Source organism: Bartonella sp. AP280QHHD, from assembly GCF_042196125.1.
GTDB lineage: Bacteria > Pseudomonadota > Alphaproteobacteria > Rhizobiales > Rhizobiaceae > Bartonella.
This window is the reverse complement of record NZ_JBHIPQ010000040.1, coordinates 1-24,516: the sequence shown is the minus strand read 5'-3', so window position 1 is coordinate 24,516 and position 24,516 is coordinate 1. Positions and strand designations below refer to the sequence as shown.

Sequence of the window (24,516 nt, the reverse complement as noted above, 5' to 3'; positions counted from 1 at the left end):
GAGATGATTAGCGAAGCGCAAAGAAAAGAAAATGCTACTGTTGTAGACAAATGTTAGAAAATCCTATTCCCTAACTTTTATTTACGCGTCCCTCACAGTAAAAAAGCTGTATAAATACAGCAAGTTATTTTTACATAAAACTTACATGTTATCCGTAAAGGGTATAAGGGTAAATCCATTGAGCCCCCCATCTTTACGCTTCATAACGGAGTAAGCCTTGCACCATCACACAGTTTGTCAGCTTGTGGGTGTTGCTTACAGCTCTTGGTAATTGAGACGGTTCGTTTGAGGCATTTTTAATTCTTACTTAATAGTTTTTATCCATACGCCTCTTCCCACTTGTAACCTGCAAGAGATATAGTTTTGGTTGATTCAACATGGAACAAGTCTGAAATGAAAGAATCTTACGATATTCTGGATTCTCATTCAACATGTAAAATAATAAATTATCTTTATAAATCAATGTGTTGCCTTATGATAGAGTTGGTGTAGCATTGAGATTTTAGAGGGAAAATATGCCTTTAAGACTTTATAACAGATACTAAGTCTTTAATAGCAGGTATATTAAATGTACATCATTTAAAATAAATAGAGCGTCCATAGCGAAAAGGGGCCACTCTTTAAATACAGATAAATACTTATTCTGTTGTGCTGTAAAACGCTATTGTTTGCGGGTGTGGTGATATAAGACATAAAACTTTATACATGGGGTGTTTTGATAAGAGAGTGTGATGAATATTCAAGGGAGGGCTTGTTTATATAATTTTGTGAAAGGAACCATATGAAATGGGAAGCTGAGAAGGAGCTATTTTTGAAAAGGCGGATCGTTTATCAACCGGTTTGAGGAGGGGGGGCATCCTTTTGGGGTGTGGAGAGAAAGACAAGAATAGGGTGTGTAGCACTTTATAGCTATGCTTTTAAAGCGTTTTAATTTTGATCACAAATTAAGTTTAAAATCGCTTTCTGCTTGACAGATGTGAGGACTCTAAAACTTTTTAAAAGCAAATATTCCTCTTTGCTCGAGGCGATTTCATCATAATGGTACGGGGCGTTGTCTTTTTTGATGATATCAGTGTAAAAAAAGGCAAGTGGAACATTCAAAATATCGGAAGTTTCCTTTAAACGTTCTGCGCTCACGCGATTTAAGCCTTTTTCATACTTTTGGATTTGTTGAAAAGTGACACCTAAATGATGCCCTAATGTTTTTTGAGACATTTTTAGCACTTTTCGCCTAAAGCGAATTTTTTTGCCTACAAAAAGATCAATATTAAGATTTTGAGCTTGCATTTTCCTCCTCCAGGTGCGAGCGCCCTCGCATTGGTATTCCGGGAGCTTGAAAACACTGAACCCTAGTCAGCATTTTGCTTTTAGTGCTTGGAGCACCTGGACATAGCAAAATCTCCCGGAATTCCGGGATACCCACATAGTGGGTTTATTTTTACGCTAGGGTTTCGGGTTTTCAAGACCCCTTTTGATCGTTGCGTATGCGATCAAAACATTTTTCGATTCATAAAGTAATTTTAGGAGATTGGCAATAAAAATAGTTTTTCTTGAGACGGATAGATTTTTTTAATAGGAGGTTGTTTGCCTTTCAAACTTTTAAGGTTTGCTTACTCAACTCATGACATCAGATATGCATTTTACGAAGGTAAAGCTTGGTTTTTAAGCTCAAGGCACCGCTTACGGTGTTGCTCTTAACCAATAACCAAAATGGCTTGTTTTGATGCGTCTGAGATATCATGATGATAGGGGAAAGCTTTTATGAGTAAAGAGCCCTCATGCAAAATAAACTCAAAACATTATAGATCTTATTGTTGTATATTCACATGTTTGTTTTAGAAGATATTTCTCAATGTTAGCGCCTATTTTACAATGGTGCTTCGTAAAGTATATAGCGTAAAAGCCTCTATGAATGGGATAAAAGCTATATTGCTATCTTTACTGAAAAAAAGATGCTCGGACGGCACATACTCTCTGCCAGTTCAAAATATTACGACAGTTTTTGCCTTTGAAAGGGAGCCTAAGAGCTATTTTTTCTTTCTTCACGTGTTTTTATCTGTACGCTCTCTGCTTATAATATGTAAGCGAATAGGTTTTGATTGATTCAATATAAACAAATTTGAAATGAGAAAATATATTGGGCTTTCTCATGATGCATGTTTTTAAGAGGGGGATACGTTTATTTTCTCAGTGAAGAATTTGAGTATTTTAGATAAAAAACTCTATCAACGTCGTTGTTGTTAGAATTAAAAATTTTATGAGAAAAATAGCATTGGGGAATGATAAGCTTTTGCTATCAAGCATTTTAGAATTTTGCACAACTTAATGATAACTTAGTTATTTTATCATTTCTTATGATCTCTATAGACGATAAAAAGTTGGGATATGGTTTGAGAAAGCAGATGACACAAGTATTATCTTTCGGTAAGTAGTTTTGAAGTAAAAGACAGCTTTAAATGACAAATAGAGATAGGTGCACCATGAATGAACTTACCCATATTGAGACTATTATAGCGCATTATGATGCTGTTTTTTGTGATGTGTGGGGTGTTGTGCATAACGGTGTGCATGCATTTGAACCAGCGTTGAAGGCGTTGTATAAAATCCGACAAATGGGAAAAACTGTCATTTTATTAACTAATTCTCCTCGGCTACGGGAAGATGTTGCTGCTCAATTACAAAGCATGAATGTTCATAGCGACTATTATGATGCCATTATCACTTCAGGGGATGTAACGCGCGATCTCATTCAGACTGCTCCACGTAAAGTTTTTTTCATTGGTTCACAACGTGATTTGGTGCTGTTTGAAGGGTTAGAGTGTGAATTTGTTGAAGAATGGGAGGCTTCTGTTGTCGTCTGTAGCGGTTTTCTTGAAGATTTTGACGAAGAACCCTCTGCTTATGAGGAGATGTTTCGTCGCATGCGGTCGCGGAATTTACCTTTTATTTGTGCGAACCCAGATGTGATTGTCCATTATGGAAATAAAGAATTTTGGTGCGCTGGTGCATTGGCTCGTCTTTATCAACAATTAGGGGGGGAAGTGCGCATTGCTGGAAAACCTCACGCGCCTATTTATGAATGTGCCTTTGAAAAACTTCAAAAAATACGGGGAACAGTAGAAAAAAGTCAAGTTTTAGCTATTGGTGATGGTCTTTTAACGGATATTAAGGGGGCGGCTCACTTTGGTCTTGATGCCCTTTATATTATGGGGGGGATTCATCATTATGATTATACGCAAAAGGGTGTGGTTGATAAGCAAGCTTTGCATTCTTTTCTTGAACATCATGGTTATAAACCACAAGCAATCATGTGGGCACTTCAGTAATGACTAATTTTTTGCGTCTTCAGGGAATTCATATGTTTCCCTCGGCTTGGCGGGGAGCAGTGTTGGCACTTGGAAATTTTGATGGTGTTCATTGTGGGCATCAGGTGGTGTTGCAAAAAGCACTTGATTTCGCGCGTATAAAAAAGAAACCAGCTGTTGTTTTAACTTTTGAACCCCATCCAAGAAGTTTTTTTCAACATTCAGCTCCTGTCTATCGTTTGACAGAGGCAGCTGAAAAAGCTGAAATTTTTAAAACCCTTGGTTTTGACGGCGTGATTGAACAGCCCTTTGATGCACAGTTTGCCGCTCTTTCAGCGGACGAATTTATTAAGTCGTTTTTAAAGGAAGTTTTTGATGTTTCAGTTGTGGTGACAGGCGAAAATTTTCAATTTGGTCATCAGAAAAGTGGAAATGTACATCTTCTTTGCCAAAGAGGAGAGAAATATGGATTTGAGGTTGTGCAAGTTCCTTGCGTTGCTCGTCCTCAAGAGTCACAATCTTTGATCATTTCCTCGAGTTTTATTCGGCAACTTCTCTCACAAGGGGAAGTGGACAAAGCAGCCCATTTGTTAGGGTATCACTATCGGATACGCTCCAATATTATTCAAGGTGAAAAACTTGGACGTCTTTTGGGATTTCCTACCGCTAATCAAATGTTGCCTCCCCAAGTTCGTTTGGCTCATGGTGTTTATGCGGTACGTTTGCGTCGTGCGAACGGTGTTTTGTATGATGGTGTTGCAAGCTTTGGTTGTCGTCCAACGGTTGTTAAGGATGGGGCGCCCCTTTTGGAAACCTATTTGTTTGACTTTAACGACGACCTTTATGGGGAAAGCTGTACCGTTTCTTTTTTCCAGTTTTTGCGAGGACAAGAAAAATTTGATGGGCTTGAACCTTTGATTGCGCAAATGCATCGTGATGAAAAAAAAGCAAAAGAAATTTTAAAGACAGTACAACCATTATCAACGTTGGATAGGCTGCTTACTTTTACAAATATGTCCTAAACTGATCTGAAAAAGAGAGAAGAGCCGTAAAAATAGCACTTAAAGTGATTATAATCACAAAGATATATTCCAAAACATCGTGGAATATATGTTTTTTCCGTTGTTGAGAGGGAGAATCGAATATCTGAAGATCTGATTTTGGCATCATTTTTTTCAAAGTTAACGTTATGGTTTTTGTTGTCATTCAAAACTTTACTGCTTGTTTCTTTCTGATCCGTTAAAACTCGTCATAAAAGATGCAGTAAAGAATAAGCAACCAGCCTATTTAGCACTAATAGACGTGAAGAAGGAGAAAGGCTGTTTTTAAAATTTCTTGCGATCTTAAGCTTATAGTTTGATAAAATTTAATTGATGACTTTTTTTATTTAAAAGTTTATTGTTTCTTTTTTTTAATTTGGCTTATTATGTCATTTATGCTGTATCATCGTTTATGATGAGAGTTGGTTCGTGTAACCTTACGCATGTGATATTTTGTATTATGTAATGAATATTTTTAAAAAAGTTTTGTTTGTCGAGTCTTGTGAAGAAGATTAGTGGTCAGCAGCAGTTTTCGTGCTGACCAATCACGTAAACGAGAATGAAGCTGCTGGAAAATGCTTTAAGTTTCGTTTCTCTTGTATATTGTGATGGGGAATGCATATTAAGGAGACTGCGATTGATTGTAGATAAAAGAAATCATTGCGAGAAAGCAGGTGTATTGTTTCAAAATTTCTAATGCTTTTGATGGATAAAGGCACAATTTTGTTGTCGTAACACGTCAATCTTTCAGATTTTCAAGTTAAAAACTATCCATATATTTCCTTTGTCTTTCACAAATGTAACGCCCATAATGAAAAGGAAAGACAGTCTTGTAAGGATATGAAAATACAAAGCCAATAATGTTTTGTTGTTTTTTGATAGAAATATTGGATAAAAGTTAGAACATCTTTCCAATCTATGTTCGGTCTATTCGTGACTGTATCGTATTGTTTTTCTTATAAAACTTTTTCTTTAGTGTTCCTCAACGCGAGCAGTATGTTTGAGACAAAGATTAAAACGCTTTAGTGCTCTCTCTGCTGTTACAGCTTTTGTATACCAGATGGGGAGAGTCTATTGCTATATTCATTTGGATAATCTCTGAAACCGGTTTACAGCCTTATTGGGGAAAAATATGAAGTTATAAAGGGGAAAATCAGTCCAGATGACAGTCTTTTTTAAATTAGGCTTTGCTACTTTCAAAAGGGTTCAGAGCAATATCTCTTAAATCATGAAAATAACAGCTTCAGGCTTTTGTTGTTCTTTGAATAGGATATCACGCCCTACAGGTAAAATAAAATGCTGGAATATCCTTGTTTTGCTAATTTATGCACTTCTTTTAAAGAAATATCTCTCAACGCTTCTCATATTCATTTTCATGATGGCTCTCATGAATGGTATCTTGAAAGCTCCGTTGAGCGCTATCATCTTTATGCCTAATAAAAGAGCAATCCGACACCATCCGTTATATTGACAAGCCTTTAGTGTTGTACAGTCTTGGCTATTTGAGAGCGTTTATGAGAGTTTGTTCTTAACTCGTTTTATTTCACACGAATATTTCTTGCTTGTGACATGCAAGAAACACGCTTTTGATTGATTCACTATAAATAGACTTGAGAGAATCTTACGGTATTAGGATTTATCACTCAACGTGCAAAATAATTAATTGTTATAAATCAATATGTCGCAGTTAATCATAGATTATGGCTTACGGCTTTTTTATAAAATACTCTGCATGCCGTTTATTCGGAATATGGGTTTTCTTAGTGGTTTTACTGTCGTTTTAGGTGTCTGTGGCGTACGAATGAGCTCGTATTGGTAAAGGAAGAGAAAAAGAAGGTGGAGCAGTGATAAAAGGTGAGGTGAAAATAATTTTCTTCGATCATCATATGAATTTTCACGCATTTTTATGGCTTCGGGTGTGTATGCTTGTTGTATATTGAGGAGCAAAGCTTGCTTGTAGAGTTTTATGAAGTGGCAAGCCAAAGGAAAGGCGCAAAACAAAGATTATTGACAGATTGTTTTTTACAAATCGATGCGTATTTAAGAATTTTCGTCTTTTAAGGTGCGTAGGAAATGTGCGAACCCTCTGTTTAAAGACGCGCTAAACGATAAAGATGCAGCGAGCGTGATCCGTGATGACAATAGGCAAGAAGAGGCAGAGAGGCTGTTTTTAAAATTGTTTGCATGGCTTCAACAGCTGACTTTTCTATAGTTGGAGGAGAAATGGGAATGTGATAGGCTTTTATGCCATATTCATTTGCGACCGTTTTAATGCTAGAAAAGTCAGGTTGATGGAGCTCTTCGTGATCGGGGCGGTTACAGATAATTGTTTTAAAACCAGCTTGTGCCAATGTTTTGATATTTTCTATGCTAAGTTGGGCGCTGATAAAAATATCAGGTTCAATTTGTTGTAAATTCATTTTTGTTTATTCCCAATTGCACGATCTTCACGATACCCTCTGGTCTGGTATATAGAAAGAACATAATGAAGGTAAGTTTTTCAGTGGCATCTTAACAAAAATATTCTTTTTGTCGAGAAGATCTATTTGGGAAAAATGAGCTGTAAGATGCAAAATATCTCACTCCGCAACATGTTCGTTATGCGATCTTATAAAAGACGGATGTTTGGTCTTTATGGATAATCTATAGTGTTTACTCAGCATAGACATTTCATTGTGTTGTTTGTTTACGCGCTTGCTAGAGGTACCCTTATTTCTCTTAAGCCCATTTTACTCTGTCGAGCGTCAAAGAGTATAAAATTCATGGATCACCACCCTTTTTACGCTTATGAAGAAGGAAGTCGGTACCATTGTTATATTTGCCAACCTCCAATATTGTAATAGTTCTTGGTACTTGAGATTCTGCATAAGAAGCATTTTAAATCCTTTCTTGTACAGTTTTTACCCACACGCCAGCCCTGCTTGTACGTACAAGAGATATGATTTTGATTAATTTAATATAAGAGGCATGAAATGAGAGAATCTTCCTGATTTCGGCTCTCTCATTCAACGTGCAAAACAATGAATTCTCCTTATAGTTTGTTGTATATTCAGAGTGGAGCTTGTTTGTAGAGTTGTATTAAGTGGATAGCATGAAGGGAGAAGCCCAAAAGGCCGGCGCAAAATAAGAAGCTGGATCATTTACAGCGCATTGTTTACAGATCGACATGGATTTAAGAATCTTCGTTTTAGGGAGGGGGAAGAAGAGCATGCCTCTTTTAAATTTATTTTGTTATTTTCAAGAATATCATCTTCATAATGTTTTGCTCATGTTAAAGAATATTATAAAAAATTGCGGGCTATTGTTATTTATCCTGAAAATGGGAGAAATGGTTATTTTGCACGTATTGGATGCTTGTTTCTTTTATTACTTTCAGTATAATCGTAAAAACGATAATACTGAAAGGCGTAATGGATGATCATTGGACTTTTGAATCAAAAGGGAGGTGTCGGAAAAACGACGTTGAGTGTTAATCTTGCTGCCAGTTTTGCACGTACTGGTACACGGGTATTGCTTATTGATGTTGACCCACAGGGAAGCGCATTGGATTGGGCTGCTGTACGTGAAGATGCTCCTTTGTTTTCAGTTATTGGTTTACCGCGTGCAACGGTTCACAAAGAGATTACACAGATTGGTCATGGTTATGATCATATTATTATCGATGGTCCTCCGCGTGTGACGGATCTTGCTCGTAGTGCTCTTATGGCTTCGGATTTGGTGCTTATCCCTGTTTTGCCTAGTCCCTATGATATTTGGGCAGCGGATGGAATTGTAAAGCTGATTGATGAAGCACGCGTTTATAAAGAGAATCTCAAATCTGCTTTTGTTATTAATCGTAAAATCGTCAATACAGCGATAGGGCGCGATGTGAACGAAGCTCTTGGCATATACCCTGTGCATGTTCTTTCTTCTAGTGTTGCGCAGCGCGTGATTTTTGCAGAAGCAGCAGCACAGGGGAAGGCCGTTTATGAAGTTGATAAGCAAGGACCCGCAGCGGCAGAGATTGAAGCGGTTGCAGCGGAAATCAAGGAGTTAGCACGATGAGTAAAAAAATTAAAATTGGCACAAAACCAACCAATAAATCAATTCCTTTAACAGCGGATGCATGGATAGGAAGCCACAAAGGGAGCATGAGTGGAGGTATGAAACGCCTCACGATTGATATACCAGAAAGTTTGCATCGGTTGATTAAGGTCAGTTGTGCAAGTCGTGGAACTAAAATAGCTGATGAGGTCCGCGAATTGCTTTCACAAAAATACGGAAAAGTGTAAAAAATGATACGATAATTTCATTGCTTTGAGTGCTTTTTCTAGAGATGATATCGATTGTTTTTATACGAAGTTAATAATAAAAGTGCTCTTCTTTTTTCACGATGGTTGCTTCATTCAAGTTGTTTTTCATAAGGTTCTGTATCATCGCATGAAAGAGCTATGAGTTTGCGAAAAATTCTCCGTTTCAAACTTTTCCCTATAAATGTGATAATCATCATACTACTTGTGATCTTATCCGCTAGATGAGTAGATAAGTTTATTCTTCCATAAAAATTATCTTGATAATGATTTTAAACATCAGGTTATTTTTTTGTTTATTGTACTTAATACATGCGTAAATAATGTAATTAAGAGTAGCGTTGATTATTTTTTTCTGTTATTCAGCAATCCGTTTTATTAAATTATATTCATGTTTATAAAGGGGGGATAAAAATAAGTAAAATTTACTGATATTGACGCGCTATAATTTTTCCTAATAAACAAAAGAAGTCATTGAGCATATTATAGACAATATTTCTTACATTTATATGATTTTATAGTCTTAAATAGTTAATGCCAGCTGTAATGGTACGCAAGGCAATAGGCTTTTTTCTTCAATTGGAATGTATAAGATTGCTTTTTTAGCATTTCTATTGGCTTTTAAAAAGTGCAGGGGGACTTAAAGCTTTCTTTCTTTTCCGGTGGTTTAGAAATGATAAGAGCGCAATTAGTTGACTAAAAGCTGTATTCTTTCGTTTGCAGGGAATTTGCAATGGGTATAGGCATGACGAATTTGGGGTAAGATATCGTGCTGCTTCTCGTTACCAAGAGGTTCTTGAAGGAAAAGAAATGATTAAAAAGCTTTTTGAGAATGTCAAGATATCAGAATTTTTGCTGAAGTTTTAACACTTCAAATACAAAGAGCTGCCGTGCAGATAATGTTACAAATGCAAGTCTGATAAATGAAAGCGGCTCTCATGATTTAACATGTTTGCGTTGAAAATGTGCGTATTTGCAAAGGAAAATTAGACGCAAGGTCACAATATAGGAGGGGATGTGAATCCAAAGATATTGTTAATAAAATATAAAACAAAGAGAGGGGTTAAATCATGAACAAGATCATTATAACAGTGCTGCTGCTTTGCGTGGGACTTGTCGTTTCTGGTTGTGAAAAAACTTATAGCGTAGCAGAGTTTAAGAAAGATAAAAAATTGATGCAAGAATGGGGAAAGAAATGCGATAAAATGGGCCCCTCTGCTTTTGAAACCAAGAATTGTCAAAATGTCATGCAAGCCGATATGGAACTTTTTCAAGAGCATTATAGAAATCTTGCAAAGGAACTTCGTGAAAGTAGCAAAAAGGGGAATGAAACTGAAAAAAAGCAGGACAACAATTAAATCATAAAAAATATATTGATAGCGGTATTTTTCTTTGTACGCGATTTATCATCATAGGTTCGGAAAAATCGCGTACAGAAGTAGATTTTTAAATTTTTGAAAATGCACAATGAACCGAATGTACAATTTTAATCGGGTGCTAAATTGTGTCCTAAACTTTGTAAATTTGAAAAAAGGGGAATTTTATTGATGAATAAAGCCATTATTACAGCATTGCTGGTTTGTACTGGACTTGTCGTTGCTGGTTGTGAAAAAACTTATAGCGTAGCGGAATTTAAGAAGGATCCCAAATTACTCGAGCAATGGGCAATGAAATGCATGATATCAGAGGATTTAGATTCTCAAAATTGTAAAAACGCAGATAAAGCGTATCGTGAAGTTCATGCCCGAGATTGGCCTGGTTCAAGCTTTGTACATGATGACGAGAAAAAAACTGAAGATAAAAAGGAAGGGAATTAAATCATGAATAAAGTTATTATTACAGCATTGCTGCTTTGTACTGGACTTGTCGTTGCTGGTTGCGAAAAAAACTACAGCGTAGCGGAATTTAAGAAAGATAAAATATTACTCGAAGAGTGGGCAAAAAAATGTGAAAAGCTGGATCAATCTTCTATAGAGAAATCTAAAAATTGCCAACATGCCAGACAAGCATATATGGAACTTATGTTTGGCATTAATTAAAAACATACAGTTCAATAAATAAGGAATTGTTTAGTTCTTGATTCTATTGCGTTTTTAGGCTCTCTCTAACTTTTAGAGAGTCTTTTTATGGCTTCAAGAATTAGTTGTTTACGATCAGTACTCTTTGTGTAAACGTATGCTATACTGTCATTTGTTCAGCCCAAAAGTGCTTTTAATTGTAGATAGTATTGCCTCCCAATGAGTTGTTACGTGTTACTGCTAATTTTTTAATGTTTTGGTTACATGTATTTAAAATATGAGATTAAATCTATCTTTGGGGTGTTTTTTTGCCTTTATCACAAATAAATGTTTCATCACACTAAGATCGTCTTTAAGTGTTGCGGCTAATTTCGGAAAAATTAGGAGGAAACATTTGTTCGGAAATTACTTTCTCTGTTTTAATAAAGAGAAAAACATTCTGAATAGAATTATTATCGTTTCATACTCAAATGTTTTTCTCAAACTATTTTTAAAAAATTTCTTTTGGTTTGAGAATATTATAACATTAGTTAAGTTGTGAGACAGTTTTGCTAGGACGGTTTTGCTGGATGTGTGAGGAATTGAGCGCTCTCCACATCTTTTCATTTTTCTCCTCTCTCTTTTCTGAGTTTACAAGGGTTTTCCTTGTTATTTTTTTATCTTAATTGTGTTGTGATATTATCATGTTGAGCGGTGGAGCGCATATAAAACTTTACGTATGAGGTGTTTTTTGTTCTCGAGTGTGTGATGAATGTTTTTCTGAATAACACTTTGATTTATAAAAATAATTTAATTATTATTATGTTGAATAAGGATCTCGAATAACGTAAGCTTCTCTTATTCCAAATCTGTTCTCGGTTGAATTAATTAAAACCATCTTCTTGCATGGTACAAGCGGGGAGAGCCGTGTGGATAAAAACTGTTGAAGAAAGACGTAAAAATGCCTCTTATAAATTATCTCAAGTGCTAAAGGTTTGTTGGCAACATTTGGGGCTGAAAAAGTGTGTGATGCTGCTGGTTTATTCTCTCATAAGGGTAAAGATGGTGTTCAATAGATTATCATAAGCTTCATGAAATATTATTCTTTAGAATTGTGATATGCCCTGAAGGGGAAATTTACTCAATAAAGAGACAAATTATTTACAGATCATATCTGATAGAAAATTTCGTTTTTTAAGGTGGGAGTGAAGTTGAGATTCAAGATAGCGTGAAAAGACGGACACTGATGGTTAAAAATGCATACAAAAAGCAGAGTTTATACTCAAATAGTTGCAAGCGATGTTTGAAATTGGGTGTGTGGTTTATCTGTAGAATTAAAATTTTGCTTTGCTCTTATGTGAAATTAAGATGCTCATTTGCACAGATTATAAAAAGCCAAAAGAGTATGCTTAGTATATTTCTATTACGAGAACTAAAATAACAACAAAAGCATTGATGGTGATAATCAAGGTTGAATAAAGCATAGCGGCTTTTACGAGATCAGCCATAAAAACCTCTTTCTGTTCTTTTTGAGGTGATTTTATGAATAACAATATGTTACAATCTGTAATATATGCTGATACAACATATTCGGCAAGCTTAAAATCGTTCCTTTTTTTATAAAAGCTTAAGGAGTTGGAGTATTGTGAATCCTAAAAAAGAAAGCTTTAAAAGGACTATTGATTGATTTTGTAAGTTTTGTGTTGCTGGAAACTTTTTTTATCCTGTTATGCTATAAAGCACTGTCATTTATAACGGTAATATAAGACATATAAGTTTTCTTGGAACGTTTAAGTATTTTTTAGTGTACGATGAATATTCGTAGGTTTATTTGTTGAGTCTTTCGTTTAAGTGAAGCAGATGAGGGGAAAGTCAGGAGAAGATCGTTTGACAAAAATTCGGACTGCGTACAAAGCCGATTGAGTTAAGATCTTAGTCCTTTAAGGTGAGCGGCGGAAGATAAAAATGTTTTCTGATCGTTTATCTCATAGCAAGATTGGTTAATGCTGCTCTAATGGGGCATGTTTTGCACAAAAGTAAAGAACGCTCCAAAAGAAATATACTTATGTTGTATATTAGTATATTTGTATTGCATATTTATGTACTTGTTTTAAAGAAATATCTCTTAACGCACACGAAAGACATTTTACGATGACATTCGTAAATGGTATAACGGTAAATGTGAATAGTATAACAGTAAAGCTCTCATGAAATAATATAAACTTTGAATAATATAAAAATCTATAAAATGCTATCATCTTTATACTTATGAAAGAGCAAGTCACAATCATCGTACGCTTGCTTCCAATGTTTATTATAGTTCTTGGCATTTGCTAAGGTTCATAAGAAGTCTTTTTCTTTCAGCGTATTTTATCAACACATCAGGGCGTTGTTTGTGATGTGCAAGCAAGTGATTTTAATTTATTCAACATGGAATAGATTTGAAATGTGATGATTATGAAAGAGAAGAGCTGCATTTAAAAGGTTGAAAACGAGAGAAAGATCGTAAACAAAAATTGTACCTTGATTATAAAATGATTGTTTCTCTGTTTTTATACCAGTAGCACATGTAAAGTCGCGATATTAAGAGCAAACTGTGTTATGGAATGAAATAATCTGTAAGAAGATGCTGTGAAAATTCTGAAAATATCAATGGGGGGAGCGTTAAGCATTATGCATTGGATAATATTTTGATTTATAGATGATAATCTATCGTTATTCAACTTGAATTAGATTCCTTAATACTGGAAATTTTTTCATTCCAAATCTGTTTCGTGGTGAATTAACCAAAACAACGTCTTTTGCAGTTACAAGCAGGGAGCTCCCATGCGCAGAGAAATTGTACAAGAAAGGCCATGCTTTATGAACCGTCTCAAGTGCCAAGGGTATCAGAACATAAGGGGTTAGAAAAATATGTGATGGTGCTGGCTTGCTTCTTTTATTAAGCGTAAAGATGGAAAGTGCTCAATGGATTTTATACATGTCATGGAAGATTTATCATTATACCATTGATGGGCCGCGGTGCGAAATAGGCTTGGGTGCACTTAAGAGATATTTCTTTAAAACAAGCGCGTAAATATGCGATTGAAGACGTATCGAACTGATTGGCTAAGAAACTCTTGAAAAGGTTCAAAAAATCTTATATAGTTGTTCATTGCAAAGAAAAGCGAATGATAATTTAAAAAAGGAAGATTGATGGCTGTTTAGCTATTTGAAGATGTCTTTTTTTATATTGCTGTATGGCTGATCTGTTCAAAAGAACATTCTTTTTGTGTTTTATGCGAAATACTGCATGTGTGCAGAAAGAGCATGGGAGAGGGGGTGTCCTTTTGAATGGGTGCAAACTGATCTTGTTGGGCGCCATCTTATGGGGCGCTGGAAGGTATACAAGTTTAAGTGCAGAGAGAGCCATAAGGTTATGGAGGGTAAAGTGCTTCTATCAGTAAAATGCTGAAATTTTTAATGGGCTTACGTCTTTATATGCTGCAAGATAGACTGCGGTTTTTTGTCGGCAGATATTTTTTGTGGCTGAAGTTCTCGTGAAAGCATTGTTATTTTCTGTTGAAGATGAGCTCGTGATAAAATCGGCAAAGATAAAATCGGCAAGGCGAAATAGACAGAGCAAATATGGAAGTTTCGATATTGCTGTAAGGTTTAAGTCTATAGCGTTTTTATGGACTAGTATAGCCGCAATGATGGTTTTGGAGCAAAGCAAGAAAAATATTTGAGAGAACGCGTTGAAAGTTGAAGTGGTATACGCTTTGAAGGATTGTCGTGCTGTTGTTTGAGCAATGTTTGCACCACGAGCTTGGTTGAGTGTATCAGCATTGAAGAGAACCTGTTTAGTCTCCCTCATTTGAAAGTAAGATTGAACAATAGTGTTGAAGGGGAAGTAAAAATGTCTGTAGTGCAATATGGTGATGATAGTTTTGCGGCAAAAGCAAAAGTTCTTGATAACAACCTTATTGATCGTGATTGGGCGATGACAAAATTTGTTGCTGCTGTTAAAGGATTAGCTCAAGTTGTTGATTATGAAAGCAATATGCTAGAGAGCAGTGGTGTTCCAGATTACGAAGAAATAAATTTGCGTAAAATACGTGGTTTGCGTGATCTTAATAAATCCATGAGTGATGTGAAGCGCTATATGAATCAAGATATTGAGCATGAGGTTGAAAGTTTGTTGTCTGATTTACAAGAAAAATTACAGCGTAATAGTGAATTACTTCAAACACATTTAAATGCAGTTAATGATCTTTCTAGAGCTATACAACTATCTGGACGTGCAAAAGAAATAGAGGAATGATCAAATCTGCTTAATACGGGCTGTTCTAAGTCATGACAATGATTAGGTAGGGCAGTTGATTTGGATAAATAGTGCGTTTAGTGAGTAGACGTGTTTTAAGTGCATTTTGGTATTTAAATTATTATCCTGATGTACTGTAAAACGCTGTTCTTAAAACAATGTCTTTTAAGGTGTCGTGATGTGAACCGCATGCGGTGAGAAGCTGGCTAGAAGAGAATTCAGAGAAGGCGGATTATTTACAGAGAATTGTTTGCAGACTAAGTCAGTAGGGAGCTTCATTTTTTAGTTTAGGGAGAGAGGCGATCAAGAGAATATTTAGACCAGCCTGTGATGCCTTAAAAACAGCTTCCTTGGGGCTGTGGTAATGTAAGGTTTATAATTGAGTCTTTTGCTTGCATTTAGCAGATCTGGCGGCGACTTACTCTTCCTTGCTTTAAGGCAAAGTACTATCAGCGCTGGAGCGTTTCACGGCCGAGTTCGTGATGGGATCTGGTGCGTTCACTCTGCTATAACCACCAAGTCAGCAAAAAGCATGAATGATGAAGAGTATGTGATGAATATTGCCTATAAGCTTCATGGAAATATTGTCCTTTAAAGTGTGGTGATATGACGCGGTTCGTTGTTTAAATCTATATGCTTGAGATAAAAATTAAAGCGGTTTATTATTTCCTTCTGCTGTTTTTAGTTTTTGTATGTCAGATTGGAGAGAGCATCCAGATCTGAGTGGATATAGTGCGTATATCTTTGTTGGCGTAATATTTGAAATGGGGAGGCAATCTCATTGGGAAAGAATAAAGAGGTAGAAATCAGCTTCCCTCTGTTCCGCCGTTCTTTAATTTAGCTTTATGTCTTTCAAAAGTATCTAAAGCACTATCTGTTAAATAATGAAGATTCCGCATTGTTTCACGCTTTTTTTATTGTGTTTTTTACTGCGGGCATGTCCTTCATGCACGACAAAATACTCAAAATAGAATGGATTTGTTATTCCTAATTCACGGCCTTGTTTTAAAGAGATATCTAAGCTCTCAAGTCTATTTCGTGATGGTGTTTGTGGGGCGGCGCAACGACATCTTTGATGCAACGGTGCTTGTGAATGGTATAATAAGAAAGTTCCCATGGAAATAATATAAAATCTATAGGGCGCGACCATCTTTATGCTTAATAAAAGAGCAAGTTGATATTGTTATATTTTTCAACACTGTCATATTCTTTGTTTGATCCCAATGTTGCTACAGCCCTTGGCACTTGAGATAGTTCATTAGAGGCATTTTTAATCCTTTCTTAATAGTTTTTTATCCCTATGGCTCTTCTCCCTTGTCACTTGTAAGAGATATGGTTTTTGTTGATTCAACATGGAACAGGTCTAAAATGAAAGAATCTGACGATATTCTGGATTCTCATTTAACATGGAAAAAAATTAATTGTCTTTATAAATCAATATCTTGTCTTATAATGGAGCTGCTGTAGCATTGAGATTTTAGAGGAAAAACTTGCCTTTAAGAATTTATACCAGATACTAGTCTTTATAGCAGGTATATTAAATGTATATCATCTAAAATAAATGGAGCGTCCACAGCGAAGAAGGGGCTGCCTTTTTTTAAATCGGCATGAATGCTTATTCTGTTGTGCTGTAAAAACATCATCGCTTGAGGTGTGGTGATAATATAAGACATAAAATTTTATGCATGGGGTATTTTGATGAGAGAATGTTATGGTATTTAGTTTTTTATTCAATATGCAAAAGAAATATTATAAGTCAAAATCTTCTTTGATGTGATAATGATTTTTGAGAATTAAAAAAAATATATAAATTTAAATAAAAAAGCAGCACTTTGTGCTGCCTTTTTTATTTAAGTTAAAATTAACTTCTGCTTTAGAAACGATAACGTATTCCGCCAGACAAATTGGTGCCAGATACACCGGCTTTTTGCAGTTTTTGCCGATAGCTGATATCGGCGTTTAGTACGATATTTTGAGAAAGATATGCATTCACCCCCATGCCTCCCTCAACTGAAGAGCCGGTAGGATCAACATGAAAGGTATCAGCAATTTTTATTGTTTTACCATCGCCAAAAGTTCTGATAACATTCATTTTACCATAGAAGGAAACAGCCTTGTTTTCTTCAACAGCCATTATCGTTTTTGTTAAACGTCCACCAAAACGGATCAACCATTGATGTGGATTGCCCATGTCTACTTTTAAGCCATTGGTATCTGAGAAAATATCAAACATGAGATTTTGATAAATGAATTGAGCTTGTGGTTCAAAGACCAGCCCTTTTGTATTGGTTGCTAATTTCTGACCAATGGTTGCAGATATATTAAGCATCTCGGTACCATCCAATTTGGCGGCATTCCCAACAAGAGCTGTGGTAATATTTCCTTTTAAGGTTCCGTAAGAAAGAAGAGCGTTGACATATATACCATTGCTATGCTGGATGCTGCTGTAAGCGGCAAGAGACCATTTATCAAGAGTTGTCTTTTCAGAATCTTGCATCTTTTTTGGCGTAAAGGCAAGTTTTCCGTACGTTCCTAAAAGACCAAAATGTGCGCTTATGTCTTTGCTTTCTAAGGCGGCTAATATGCCCCCTAATTGTAAGGCAGTATAGTTTACATCAGCACCATAACCATAGTGCAGTGGATCGCGGTTGGAAGATAGGGTGACCTTCTCGCCGTAGGAAGAGAAAAAGATACCATTCTTTTTATTGTCTTTTGCCCCAAATACTGTTGTTTGCATATTGTCTAACAACGTGTTTTGATTGTTTACATCAGTAAATCCAGCAGAAAATAAAGTATTAGATATGGTTAAATAGTTTGCTACCTGTGGTAAAAGGGCTCGAACTTTTTTGTCTTTATCAATGTAGGCATTCTGTAAGCGGAAATCCCAGAAATCACTATTTTTACCAAAAAGATTTTGGCTCTCATGAGATGTTCCAGGCTTATAGCCTGTAAGTACATACTTATAAGGTTGTTTCCCTATTGTCATATAGTTTCCTGCTAACGTGAAGGAATTTTCATTTGCTTGTCCGGAAACTTGAATGATTGAAATCCCATGTGTTCCTAAAGGAAGTGACGCCATGTGTTCTCCCCAAACAGCAGAGCTATCGGTTTGGAGATTGATGTGAACAACAGTACTTCCTGAGACATCACCATTAATCACAATGCGATCAGTTTGTTGTTCCGTGATAGGAGAATGTTTATCCCATTGAGTGTTTACATAAATCTCTGCAAGACCCGCTGTACTATAAATCGCTGCTGTGTGAGTTGTTTCGTCTTCTTGCGAAAGATTAGGTCCTATAAACAGAGTTTGATAATGTCCCTCAATGGGCTTGTCAAACATAATGGCACTGTTTGTAAGGTGCAATTCAGAAAGATTAGAGTATGATTTTTCATCAACACCAAACTGTCTATAGTCATTTAAAATATTATCATTATTTGTGGCATTTTTATTCGCCTTTACAAGCCATTTCGTCCTCTCTTTTAGATCAAAAACTGTTCTATTATCTTTAGAAGTTCTTACCCGACCTTCTAAAGAAGAGTGGTCTGCAACTAATGTAATGGTGTTTGTGGAGGCACTTTCATTCTTGATATTTTTTAATAAAATATCGGCATGAACTTCTGAATTTTTAAGGTTGACTTCCCCGTTTACGCCTGTTCCATAAAGGTTGATACCGCTACCATGTTCAACGAAAAGCTTTGTATTCTCTAGGGTTACTTTATCTTTATTAGGAATAGCTTGTTCTTGAACGACATTGTTATTCCTTTCAGCATTGCGTGTATATCGTTTTCTAGGGGTATAGTATTGATTATTGCGGAAAATAATACCGTCTGCTTCATAATTTCCCGTGACGTGTACGCTTGAATCCTTAAGTTTGATTGTGCCCCTCATGTTTAGCAAACCAGCTGTTTCTGCTGTTGCAGTAATACCTGTAGCATCAATTTCTCCACCATCTGATACGCTTAGTGCAACAAAACGTGCATCAACTGTTCCTCCTATCATGTTGACTTTTGAATTATTTCCATCTGCATGTACAGCAAAACCATTGTCTTGAATTTTTTTGTTATATAGCGTTATGGTCTTACCGTTTGTAGCCTCAACTCCAGAGCTTATATCCTCAATTTGTGTAGACTTTTCAGGTTGTTTTATTGGTGATATTGGTTTTTCAATCTCTGATTTTTCAGATATTTTTTGTGCAGATGAAGATTGCACTGGCGCTGGTTTTGCAGATTTTGGTGGTACCAGTAATGTTGGTTTTTCAGTTTCTACTCTTAAAGATATTGGCTGTGCGAGTTCTGGTTCATTAGATGTTGGTATTTGCTCTGTTGTTGGTTTTGTAGGTTCCGTTCTTGTAGGTTCAGACTTTGTAAGTGCTGGTTGTAAATTCGGTGAAGGTTGTGTAGGTTCTGGCTGTGAAGACACAGCAGAATTCGATAGTGTTTTTTCGCTGGAAGAGTCTGCAGAAGAGGAGGGCGCCCCTGAACGTCTTCTAGATTTTGCTTCCATTCCTGTTGTTGAAGATTGTATAATAGGAGTGTTTTGTGTTGTAGGGTTAGATTGTACACCTTCTGTAACTTTAGTCTTTGGTGTTTGTGTACTTCCTTGACTAAGATCAGAGTTTTGTTTTGAAGAAGAAATTATATTTCCAGCTGAATTTCCTTCAAGTTGTGTTTTGGGAGGTAGAGTGCTTGTAGAAGTAGGCGTTGTAAGTTTACTTCCTGTAGAAATAGGGCTTGCGCTCGTTCTTGTGGAGCTAGGTGCTGTAGGGGGAAGGAGGCCATTAGGGGTTGAAGATGGATATGATGGCATAACTTGTCCGATTCCATCATATAGATCTTTATACGGATCAAAAACTCCGGATAGATTTATTTGTGACTTGACACGAGCAGGTTGTAGAGAAGAAGAATCTATCGTTGTTGATGGATTTGTACTATGAATAGCATAAGACATACTGGTGAAAGAACAAAACAGAACTCCAGAAACTGTGTATAGTAAGAAGCTTTTTTTCATATGGATGTATTCCTAAAATATTTCTCCCCTCTCTCATAAAAAATAAAACTTTGGCCTCATTATGTCTCTTTTGTAAGAGACAAAACGAAACATAATGAGAGCGCGTTATATTTCAAGATAGGAATACAAGTATTTTTAAAAGTGATAGCGCATTCCAGCGGCAATATTTATTGCAGAGATGCCAGCTTTTTTGAATTTATGTTGATAGCTGATATCACTATGAAGCTCTATATTTTGCGATAAGTGCGCCTGAATACCAAAACCACCTTCAATTAAAGATTCCATAGCAGCAAGCGAAAAGTTTTCACTAAAAGTTTTGATCATGTTCAGTTTTCCGTAGAAGGAAAGGGCATGGCCTTTGTTTTGTGTCAAACGTCCACCAATACGGAGCAACCATTGATGAGGTTTGCTTATGTCTATTTTAGAGTTATCGTCATCTGAGAAAGAGCTCTTATCTGATAAAGAACCAAGCATGAGACGTTGATAAACAAGTTGTGCTTGCGGTTCTAGGATTACACCTTCCAAACTGGTTGACAGTTTTTGACCAACAGTTGCAGCGGCTCCTAATGTTTTACTATTCTTCACTTTTGAGGTATGTTTGATGAGAGCTGTAGCGTGATTTTCTTTGAAAACTCCATAAGAGAGAAATGCACTTGCATAGATGCCACTGTCATGCTGAATATTTCCATATGCGGTGAGTGACCATTTATCAAACATATTTTTTTGAAAGCTCTCCTTGTTTTTAGGAGTAAAAGATAATTTCCCATATGTTCCGAAAAGACCAAAGTTGCTGCTGATATTTTGATCTTTTAGCGCTATTAGTGTTGCTCCTGCTTGCAATGCAGCATAGCGAATATCTGCTTGGATACCATCTTGTTTTGCTTGAACCTTAGAAGAAAAGGTGCTTTTATTGCCATAAGAGGATAAGAAAACGCCTCTCTCTGGATGATCTTTGGGCTCAAACATTGTTATTTGCATATTGTCTAACAAGATATTTTGATTGTTGACATCACTAAACCCAACAGCAAACATCGCAATAGGCATGGTTAAAGAACTTTCTCCTTGTGGTGTAAGAGTTGTGCTTTTTGCTGTTCCATCAAGAGAAGTAGAAGCTGCGGTTGCTTTATCATCATCTGTAAGTTTAGAGGTGCTCTCTGTAGCCGCGGTAGCAGTATTCTCAACCTTTGGGAGCAAATTCATATGCGCTTTTGCTGATGTATTAAGAGTTGTTTTTGATTCCGAGGAAGTGGTGTTTGTTTGGGGATCAATATCAGATTGCGAATTTTCATTTATTTTAGGCTGTCTCATTCCATGACCTGTTCTTATGGATGAAGTGTCCGTTGGAGGAGGGGATGTTTTTTCTTTTCTCTCCACGTTGGTTATTCCATCCGCGTTCAAAGTCTCTAATACTGCTTTGCGTAAAGTATTGGAAAGTTCCTTGTTTTGTCCTTGTAAGGCAGTATCCACTTGTGCCGCCTTATGTAATATTTCTGCTGTATTTTGCAGTTTGTGCCAATCACGATTGTCTTGGCTTACCCATTGTTGGTGTGCAGCATTAACACGCTGTTGGTTATCAGCTTCAAGGATTGCTGCCGCCTTTACGGCATCGGAAACTGCTTTGTCGTAGCCACGTAATAAATTTTCTCTTGTTTTTAATCGATTCTGACGTAATTGTTCAAGTTTTGCTCTGGCTTGCATCATGCGGTACGCATCACGATTAAATTGCTCTGACATAGCACGAGCGTATATAGAATCTCTTTCTTTCCGCATTTCCTCTCTATGATCAGGAGTTGCATAACGACCGATCCCTGAGAAATATCTGTTAATTTGAGTTCCTGAATCATCTAATGCTTCTTGAAGTGCTTGATTGAAGTGCGAATTATCCTCCATCATGGCGCCAGAGGCTATCTTTTCAAGATTTTTTTCTGCTTGTGTTGGTGTGTTTATTAAATCAATAGCACGGCGATATTGTTCAGGTAATTTCATAATCCCTTCAATGGCATGGCGTTTCTGGGGGCTTAGAGCAGAGGCGGTGCTGGTAGATGTGAAATTAAAAGAAGAAAAAAATAAAGCACAAGCGGCTGTACATAACAAAAGATTCTTATGCATAGAGATGTTCCTTAAGATATTTTCTTTATTTTGCTAAAAATGAACCACTTTTTGACACATTACGGTTTTTTGTAATGTAGTTAAGCAGCACTGTTTTCATCTCAGCGCTGCTTATGCGTCAAAATAGAGAGCTAAGATTTCTAAAAGCGATAACGCATTCCTCCGGAAAAATTAATTCCAGAGAACCCAGCTTTTTGAAGTTTATGTTGGTAATTAACGTCAGCATGAAGTGCGATATTTTTAGAAAGCTGCGCGTTAATGCCAAGCCCACCTTCAAGGGAAGAGCCCATAGAATCGAGATGGAAAGATTCCATAACATCGATAGTGCGCTCCTCACCAAAAGCTTTGATGACATTCAATTTACCATAAAAAGAAAGAACACGATCTTTTTCAATAGGAAGCATTGTTTTTGTTAAACGCCCTCCAATACGGACCAACCATTGATAAGGGGGCTTTATATTAACTTGGAAGCCATCAATATCTGAAAGAGTGCCAAAGGCAATATGTTGATAAATAAGTTGTGCTTGTGGTTCAAAAGACAGCCCTTCAACACCAGTTGCTAGTTTTTGTCCAACGGTAGCTGATATATTTAATGTATCCGTATTGTTTAATTCTGTGGTGTTGCCGATAAGGGCTGTTGTAATATGTCCGTTTAAAATGCCGTAGGAGAAAAGTGCATTAATATAGAGACCATTGTCATGGTGGAGATTCCCATATACCGTAAAGGACCATTTATCCAGTATGCTTTTGTCAGAACCTTCCATGTCCTTTGGCGTAAAAGCGAGCTTTCCATATGTGCCTAAAAGACCAAGATTCGCGGTTATATTTTGATTTTCTAACGTTGTTAATGTCATGCCTGCTTGTATAGCAGCATAGTGAACATTAGCACCATAACCATATTCCAATGGACTACGGCTGGAAGATAACGTCATCTTGTTGCCATAAGTCGATAAAAATATCCCTTTTTGTTTATGACCTTCTAATCCAAAAACTGTTGAGTGCATATTATCTAACAGTGTATTTTGATTGTTTATATCAGCCAAGCCAGAGGAGAATATTGCATTATGCATAACCAAATAGCTTGCCATTTGAGGAACAAGAGCTTTGATTTTTCCTTCATCATCAAGAGTCGCATTTTGTAGACGGAAATCCCAAAACTCTTCACTTTCTTGCAAGAGACTTTGCTGTTTGTCAGCTCTCCCACGGCTGGATGTTGGTCCATAGCCATTTAATACATATTTATAGGGCAATCCACCCATTGTAGTGTAGCCATTTGCCAGCGTGAAGGCGGCTTCCTCTGCTTTTCCAGACACCTGAACAAGTGAGAGACCACGCGCATTCAAAGGAATTGAAACTTCATCATTATCGAATGGTTCTGCACGCTTTGAAAGATTGTTGAAATAGATCGTTGTGGTGCCTGAGACATTACCATGAACGAGAACACGGTCAGTTTTTTGTTGTTCTTTTATAAGACCATTACTCCATTCGGTATTAAAGTAAATCCTTGCGTTGCCCAATGCATTGTAAACCGTTGTTGCATCGAAGCTTCTGTTTTGCTCTGCTTTCGCAGCTTCAGCTGTTGGCTGTTTTCCCACATGCAAGGTTTGATATTGATTGTCTGCTAGTTTATGCGGCGCATTAAATATAATAGAGCTATTATTAAGGTTCAATACTGAGACAATAGACTGTGCACGTTGTTTAATATCAGTGAGCAAGTATCCTTTAGAGCTGTCAAATTCTTTGTCTACTTCAAATTGACTAATCTTTAGGGACCACTTGCTGTTATTGTTGAGAGTAAAAATCGTTGTATTTTGAGGTAAAGTCTTTGCTCGTCCTTCTATAATCGAATTGTCAGCGCTTAATATAAAAGTGCGAGGATCGATATCTTTTGAGTTTTCTGGGATTTTATTTTTTAATAATATATCAGAACGAATTTCTGAACTTTTAAGTTCTACCTCAGCAACAGATTTTGCATAATCTGGTCCTAGAATACCAATACCATTTTCAACAAGAAGTTTTGTGTTGGTAAGAATTGCTTTATTGATAACTTTTTCGCCCTCTTTTACTTGGGAACTTGGGATGTAATCAAAAAGGATACCACGACTTTTGTGATGTCCGGAAACATTTATGATTGAATCTTCAATATGGATGATGCCGTTTGAAATTTCTAAACCACGGGAATTTGATTTTCCTACAGTTTTTTTAGCATGAATACGTCCACTTGTTGTTGCGGTAAATAAATTTGAGTCTGAACGCATTGTTGAATTTGTAATGGTGATAAAGGCTTTGTCATCAGCAACCACTGTTGTATATGCGCTGCGGATAAAAACGTTATTAAAGGTTTTTTCTTCTCCTGCTTTATCCGCACGAGCCATAACCATTGTAGGAGCTGATGTATTTGCATAAGTTGAACCGAAATGAGAAAAAATCAAAGTTCCAGCAATTGTACATAACAAAAAATTTTT

General features: G+C 36.5%; 14 protein-coding genes and 1 rRNA gene. 8 read left to right on the top strand and 7 right to left on the bottom strand.

Annotated features, from left to right (window positions below):
• Positions 1-927 precede the first annotated feature (927 nt).
• The gene (locus ACFIMK_RS06310) at positions 928-1,287 is read right to left on the bottom strand and encodes a helix-turn-helix domain-containing protein (protein ID WP_375638599.1); all 360 of its coding nucleotides are present in this window, start codon (positions 1,285-1,287) and stop codon (positions 928-930) included.
• 1,193 nt (positions 1,288-2,480) lie between these two features.
• Between ACFIMK_RS06310 and ACFIMK_RS06305 the strand changes: the two genes are divergently transcribed.
• Positions 2,481-3,326, top strand: coding sequence for a TIGR01459 family HAD-type hydrolase (locus tag ACFIMK_RS06305; protein WP_375612197.1), 846 nt, complete (start codon positions 2,481-2,483; stop codon positions 3,324-3,326).
• Positions 3,326-4,327, top strand: coding sequence for a bifunctional riboflavin kinase/FAD synthetase (locus tag ACFIMK_RS06300; protein WP_375638600.1), 1,002 nt, complete (start codon positions 3,326-3,328; stop codon positions 4,325-4,327). Before ACFIMK_RS06305 ends, ACFIMK_RS06300 begins: the two co-directional genes overlap by 1 nt.
• Before the next feature lie 2,108 nt (positions 4,328-6,435).
• Here the strand turns inward: ACFIMK_RS06300 and ACFIMK_RS06295 are convergent.
• A complete protein-coding gene (locus ACFIMK_RS06295; protein ID WP_375610590.1) occupies positions 6,436-6,765 on the bottom strand; it encodes a TIGR01244 family sulfur transferase in 330 nt (109 codons plus the stop codon).
• A gap of 994 nt (positions 6,766-7,759) precedes the next feature.
• Between ACFIMK_RS06295 and parA the strand changes: the two genes are divergently transcribed.
• The 5 genes from parA to ACFIMK_RS06270 all read left to right on the top strand — a co-directional run bounded on the left by parA (position 7,760) and on the right by ACFIMK_RS06270 (position 10,673).
• Complete coding sequence (parA, locus tag ACFIMK_RS06290; protein ID WP_375613562.1) at positions 7,760-8,389, top strand: ParA family partition ATPase; 630 nt, start codon at positions 7,760-7,762, stop codon at positions 8,387-8,389.
• Positions 8,386-8,616, top strand: coding sequence for a plasmid partition protein ParG (locus ACFIMK_RS06285; RefSeq protein WP_375613561.1), 231 nt, complete (start codon positions 8,386-8,388; stop codon positions 8,614-8,616). The genes parA and ACFIMK_RS06285 overlap by 4 nt, the downstream gene beginning before the upstream one ends.
• 1,088 nt (positions 8,617-9,704) lie before the next feature.
• A complete protein-coding gene (locus ACFIMK_RS06280) occupies positions 9,705-9,992 on the top strand; it encodes an EexN family lipoprotein (RefSeq protein WP_375638604.1) in 288 nt (95 codons plus the stop codon).
• A 189-nt stretch (positions 9,993-10,181) separates the two neighbouring features.
• Positions 10,182-10,451 carry an EexN family lipoprotein gene (locus tag ACFIMK_RS06275; RefSeq protein WP_375638605.1) on the top strand — a complete coding sequence of 90 codons (270 nt, stop codon included), beginning with the start codon at positions 10,182-10,184 and terminating at the stop codon, positions 10,449-10,451.
• Between the two features lie 3 nt (positions 10,452-10,454).
• Positions 10,455-10,673 carry an EexN family lipoprotein gene (locus ACFIMK_RS06270; RefSeq protein WP_375612202.1) on the top strand — a complete coding sequence of 73 codons (219 nt, stop codon included), beginning with the start codon at positions 10,455-10,457 and terminating at the stop codon, positions 10,671-10,673.
• A 3,397-nt stretch (positions 10,674-14,070) separates the two neighbouring features.
• On the opposite strand, the gene ACFIMK_RS06265 is transcribed toward ACFIMK_RS06270, so the two are convergent.
• A complete protein-coding gene (locus ACFIMK_RS06265) occupies positions 14,071-14,487 on the bottom strand; it encodes a hypothetical protein (protein WP_375693530.1) in 417 nt (138 codons plus the stop codon).
• 42 nt (positions 14,488-14,529) lie between these two features.
• Here ACFIMK_RS06265 and ACFIMK_RS06260 point away from each other — a divergent pair, with 42 nt between their 5' ends.
• On the top strand, positions 14,530-14,934 hold the full coding sequence (locus tag ACFIMK_RS06260) for a flagellar protein FlgN (RefSeq protein ID WP_273790974.1): 405 nt from the start codon (positions 14,530-14,532) through the stop codon (positions 14,932-14,934).
• A gap of 405 nt (positions 14,935-15,339) precedes the next feature.
• On the opposite strand, the gene rrf is transcribed toward ACFIMK_RS06260, so the two are convergent.
• The 4 genes from rrf to ACFIMK_RS06240 all read right to left on the bottom strand — a co-directional run.
• Positions 15,340-15,454, bottom strand: a 5S ribosomal RNA gene (rrf, locus tag ACFIMK_RS06255).
• A 1,353-nt stretch (positions 15,455-16,807) separates the two neighbouring features.
• Complete coding sequence (locus ACFIMK_RS06250) at positions 16,808-19,942, bottom strand: autotransporter outer membrane beta-barrel domain-containing protein (protein WP_375683027.1); 3,135 nt, start codon at positions 19,940-19,942, stop codon at positions 16,808-16,810.
• 135 nt (positions 19,943-20,077) lie between these two features.
• Complete coding sequence (locus tag ACFIMK_RS06245) at positions 20,078-22,051, bottom strand: autotransporter outer membrane beta-barrel domain-containing protein (protein ID WP_375683026.1); 1,974 nt, start codon at positions 22,049-22,051, stop codon at positions 20,078-20,080.
• Positions 22,052-22,191: 140 nt separating this feature from the next.
• Positions 22,192-24,516: autotransporter outer membrane beta-barrel domain-containing protein (locus ACFIMK_RS06240; RefSeq protein WP_375683025.1), on the bottom strand; the 2,325-nt coding region annotated here is incomplete at its 5' end.

What these genes read in the sequence shown, in the direction of transcription:
- ACFIMK_RS06300 (WP_375638600.1), top strand. Translation starts at nt 3,326, where the DNA reads ATGACTAATTTTTTGCGTCTTCAGGGAATTCATATGTTTCCCTCGGCT.
- ACFIMK_RS06310 (WP_375638599.1), bottom strand. Translation starts at nt 1,287, where the DNA reads ATGCAAGCTCAAAATCTTAATATTGATCTTTTTGTAGGCAAAAAAATT.
- ACFIMK_RS06295 (WP_375610590.1), bottom strand. Translation starts at nt 6,765, where the DNA reads ATGAATTTACAACAAATTGAACCTGATATTTTTATCAGCGCCCAACTT.
- ACFIMK_RS06285 (WP_375613561.1), top strand. Translation starts at nt 8,386, where the DNA reads ATGAGTAAAAAAATTAAAATTGGCACAAAACCAACCAATAAATCAATT.
- ACFIMK_RS06245 (WP_375683026.1), bottom strand. Translation starts at nt 22,051, where the DNA reads ATGCATAAGAATCTTTTGTTATGTACAGCCGCTTGTGCTTTATTTTTT.
- ACFIMK_RS06260 (WP_273790974.1), top strand. Translation starts at nt 14,530, where the DNA reads ATGTCTGTAGTGCAATATGGTGATGATAGTTTTGCGGCAAAAGCAAAA.
- ACFIMK_RS06305 (WP_375612197.1), top strand. Translation starts at nt 2,481, where the DNA reads ATGAATGAACTTACCCATATTGAGACTATTATAGCGCATTATGATGCT.
- ACFIMK_RS06265 (WP_375693530.1), bottom strand. Translation starts at nt 14,487, where the DNA reads ATGAGGGAGACTAAACAGGTTCTCTTCAATGCTGATACACTCAACCAA.
- ACFIMK_RS06280 (WP_375638604.1), top strand. Translation starts at nt 9,705, where the DNA reads ATGAACAAGATCATTATAACAGTGCTGCTGCTTTGCGTGGGACTTGTC.
- ACFIMK_RS06275 (WP_375638605.1), top strand. Translation starts at nt 10,182, where the DNA reads ATGAATAAAGCCATTATTACAGCATTGCTGGTTTGTACTGGACTTGTC.
- ACFIMK_RS06250 (WP_375683027.1), bottom strand. Translation starts at nt 19,942, where the DNA reads ATGAAAAAAAGCTTCTTACTATACACAGTTTCTGGAGTTCTGTTTTGT.
- parA (WP_375613562.1), top strand. Translation starts at nt 7,760, where the DNA reads ATGATCATTGGACTTTTGAATCAAAAGGGAGGTGTCGGAAAAACGACG.
- ACFIMK_RS06270 (WP_375612202.1), top strand. Translation starts at nt 10,455, where the DNA reads ATGAATAAAGTTATTATTACAGCATTGCTGCTTTGTACTGGACTTGTC.